Here is a 3,750-nt window from a genome sequence, read left to right as displayed (position 1 = left end):
CGCCCGCCCCCGCGCCGCCCCCCAGTCCGCCCAGCATCAACCAGAACCGGCTGGACCGGCTCATCGTCATTGCCCTGGATCCGGGCCATGGCGGCGAGGACCCGGGCGCCATCGGCCCGACGGGTCTGCGCGAGAAGGATGTGGTGCTCGCCATCTCCCGCAAGCTGCGCGACCGACTCAACGGCAACCCCAATATCCGCGTGATGATGACGCGCGACGGCGACTTCTTCGTGCCCCTGCATGAGCGGGTGCGCAAGGCGCGCCGGGTGCAGGCGGATCTGTTCGTCTCCATCCATGCCGACGCCTTCATCACGCCCAAGGCCCGTGGCGCCTCGGTGTTTGCGCTGAGTCAGGGCGGCGCCAGCAGCACGGCCGCGCGCTGGATTGCCGACAAGGAAAACCGCGCCGACCTGGTGGGCGGGGTGAATACCGTGGCGGTCAAGGACGCCGAGGTGATGCGCGCCATGCTGGACATGAGCACGGCTGCCCAGATCAAGGACAGTCTCAAGCTCGGCTCCGAGGTGCTCAACCAGATCGGCAAGGTGGGCCGCCTGCACAAGCGCTCCGTGGAGCAGGCGGGCTTTGCCGTGCTGAAGGCGCCGGACATGCCCTCCATCCTGGTGGAGACGGCCTTCATCTCCAACCCCGAGGAGGAGGCCAAGCTGCGCGACCCGGAGTATCAGGACGAGCTGGTCGAGGCCCTGGCCACGGGCATCGCACGCTACTTCGCCAAGAACCCGCCGCTGGCGCGCCATCGCGCGCTCTGAGGCGCCTGAAGCGCCTGAAGCGCCGTCGGGCGTTTCAGGTGCTGCTGGCCGCGTCGGCGCTCTTGCGCCCTGCCCGCCAGCCGCCATAGATGGCGATCAGGCCGGGGATGATGATCATGGCCCAGATGATCTTGCTCAGATGGGTCTGCACAAAGGGCAGATTGCCGAAGGCATAGCCCGCCAGGCACAGGCCCACCACCCAGATCAGGGCGCCCACCACGTTGTAGAAGGTGAATTTGGTCCGGTTCATTTCCGCCACGCCGGCCACAAAGGGCGCGAAGGTGCGGATGAAGGGCATGAAGCGGGCGATGATGATGGTGATGCCGCCATGCTTCTCATAGAACTCATGCGCCGCGTTGAAGGCGCGCTTGTTGAAGAAGCGCGACTGCTCCCACTGAAAGACCTTGGGGCCGAAGTAGCGGCCTATCGTGTAATTGGTCTGGTCGCCCAGGATGGCGGCCACCAGCAGGATGGCAATCGCCAGGGGCAGACTCATCAGACCCAGGCCGCACAGCGCGCCCACCACGAAGAGCAGGGAATCACCCGGCAGAAAGGGCATGACCACCAGGCCCGTCTCCACGAACACGATCAGGAACAGCAGGGCATAGACCCAGGCCCCATAGGCCTGCACGAACTCGGCCAGATGGCGGTCCACATGCAGGATGAAGTCGATCAGAAAGGCGGCGAATTCCATGGCCGCGCATTATGGGGGCAGCACCGGGACGGACTTCTTACAATCCGGTGATGATTGATGTGCCTGCCTCGCCGGCGCCGGCCCCGCGCCGGCCCATCCGCGAACTCCCCGATGAACTGATCAGCCAGATCGCCGCTGGCGAGGTGGTGGAGCGCCCGGCCTCCGTGGTGCGCGAGCTGGTGGACAACGCCCTGGACTCCGGCGCCCGCCAGATCAATATCAAGCTCATGGGCGGCGGCGTGCGCGCCATCGTGGTGGAGGACGACGGCTGCGGCATCCCGGCCGAGGAGCTGCCCCTGGCGCTCAAGCGCCACGCCACCAGCAAGATCCGCAACCTGGACGAGCTGGAGTCGGTGGCCACCATGGGTTTTCGCGGCGAGGCCCTGGCCGCCATCAGCTCGGTGGCCGAGATGGCCCTGTCCAGCCGCTGCGGGCGTCCAGACGGAAGGCGTGCTGGGCGCCCTCGCAGCGGCGAGCTGGTGCCCGCCGCCCGCTCGCAGGGCACCAGCGTGGAGGTGCGCGAGCTTTTCTTCAACACCCCGGCACGCCGCAAATTCCTCAAGAGCGAGGGCACCGAGCTGGCCCACTGCCTGGAGGCCGTACGCCGCCACGCCCTGGCCCGGCCCGATGTGGGCTTCACCATCTGGCATGAGGGCAAGCTGGTGGAACAGCTGCGCCCCACCCAGGTGGAGTCTCGCCTGGCCGATGTGCTGGGTGCGGAATTCCTGCGTGACAGCCGGCCCGTCTATGCCGAGGCCGGCCCGCTGCGCGTCTACGGCCGCGCCGGCCTGCCCGAAGCGGCGCGCGGCCGCGCCGACATGCAGTACGTCTATGTGAACGGCCGCTATGTGCGCGACAAGCTCATCGCCCACGGCGTGCGCTCGGCCTATGAGGATGTGCTGCACGGCCAGCGCCAGCCCAGCTATGTGCTCTTCATCGATATCGCCCCGGACCGGGTCGATGTGAATGTGCACCCGACCAAAATCGAGGTGCGCTTTCGCGACGGCCGCGAGCTGCACCAGCAGGCCCGCTATGCAGTGCAGGATGCGCTGGCCGTTTCCCGCAGTGCCGAAGCATCGACCTCCGCCGATCCGGTCGCGGCTCCCGCGCCTGCCCCCTACCCCGCCAGCTACCCCGGCGTGCGAGAGTCCAGCAGCCCGCCGCTGTATGCCGGCACACCCAGCTGGCACAGCAATACCCAGACCTCCCTGGGCCTGGCCGAGGTGGCCACGCTCTACGGCAGCCCAGGGGCTCCGGGCCTGTCCGCCTTCACAGCTCCGGCGCCCGCGCGCCCAGCCTCGGGTGGCTTCGCCGCGGCCCAGCCCGCCGCCAATGCGCCGCGCCTGGACGTGGGCCAGACCGCCGCACCGTCCGTCCCCCTGCCCCAGGGCAACTGGCCCCTGGGCCGCGCCGTGGCACAGATCCAGGGTGTCTACATCCTGGCCGAGAATGCCCAGGGCCTGGTGGTGGTGGACATGCACGCCGCCCATGAGCGCGTGGTGTATGAGCGGCTCAAGGCCAGCCTTGGCGCGGCCGCCATCGAGTCCCAGCCCCTCTTGATCCCGGTCACCTTCGCGGCCACGCCCCAGGAGATCGCCACCGCCGAGGCCCAGGCCGAGACCCTAGGCCGCCTGGGGCTGGACATCGCGCCGCTCTCGGCCAAGGTGCTGGCCGTGCGCGCCCGTCCCGCGGCCCTGGCCGGTGGCGATGTGGTGGAGCTGGCGCGCGGCGTGCTGGCCGAGCTGGCCCAGTACGACGCCAGCCATGCCATCGAGCGCGCCCAGCACGAGATCCTGGCCACCATGGCCTGCCACGGCGCGGTGCGTGCCAACCGCCAGCTCACCCTGGACGAGATGAATGCCCTGCTGCGCGATATGGAGCGCACCGAGCGCGCCGACCAGTGCAACCACGGCCGCCCCACCTGGCGCCAGCTCAGCATGCGCGAGCTGGATGCGCTCTTTCTGCGCGGCCGTTGACCTCATTTTTTGACGAAAGCCACCATGGCCACCCTGAAACTGAAGAACAAGCCCGCGGCCAGCGGCGAGGCGAAGCCCGGCGGCGAACGCCGCAGCCCGCTGCGCGGCAAGGGCCTCTCGCGCCCGCGGCCCACGCTGGAGCAGGCCCAGGCCGAACGGGCCGAACGCCAGGCCAGCTTCGAGCAGCGCCGCGCCGCCGAAGAGCAGCGTGAGCGCCGCGACACGCCGGGCGGCAGCCGTCCGGCGCGCCCCGAGCGCTCCGGCGGCAAGAGCGGCTATGGCGCTCAAGCAGGTCACGGCGGCCGCCGTGGCC

The 3,750-nt window shown here is 69.4% G+C and carries 3 protein-coding genes and 1 pseudogene; 3 read left to right on the top strand and 1 reads right to left on the bottom strand.

All coding sequences use genetic code 11. The features are described 5' to 3' along the window. Positions 1-767, top strand: a 767-nt coding sequence (locus tag ACK5F2_RS14880) for an N-acetylmuramoyl-L-alanine amidase (protein WP_409865940.1), incomplete at its 5' end; no start/stop codon positions are given. Between the two features lie 34 nt (positions 768-801). Here the strand turns inward: ACK5F2_RS14880 and ACK5F2_RS14875 are convergent. Continuing rightward, complete coding sequence (locus ACK5F2_RS14875; protein WP_409865938.1) at positions 802-1,461, bottom strand: DedA family protein; 660 nt, start codon at positions 1,459-1,461, stop codon at positions 802-804. 50 nt (positions 1,462-1,511) lie between these two features. Between ACK5F2_RS14875 and mutL the strand changes: the two genes are divergently transcribed. Together mutL and ACK5F2_RS14865 are read left to right on the top strand one after the other, a co-directional pair. Then, positions 1,512-3,437 carry a DNA mismatch repair endonuclease MutL gene (mutL, locus tag ACK5F2_RS14870; protein WP_409865937.1) on the top strand — a complete coding sequence of 642 codons (1,926 nt, stop codon included), beginning with the start codon at positions 1,512-1,514 and terminating at the stop codon, positions 3,435-3,437. 24 nt (positions 3,438-3,461) lie between these two features. Beyond that, a pseudogene (locus ACK5F2_RS14865) lies at positions 3,462-3,750 on the top strand (hypothetical protein); the annotation flags it as partial.

The organism is Roseateles sp. (genome assembly GCF_046300915.1).
GTDB lineage: Bacteria > Pseudomonadota > Gammaproteobacteria > Burkholderiales > Burkholderiaceae_C > Kinneretia.
The sequence above is the reverse complement of the archived record's forward strand: the minus strand, read 5'-3'. Positions and strand labels throughout refer to the sequence as shown.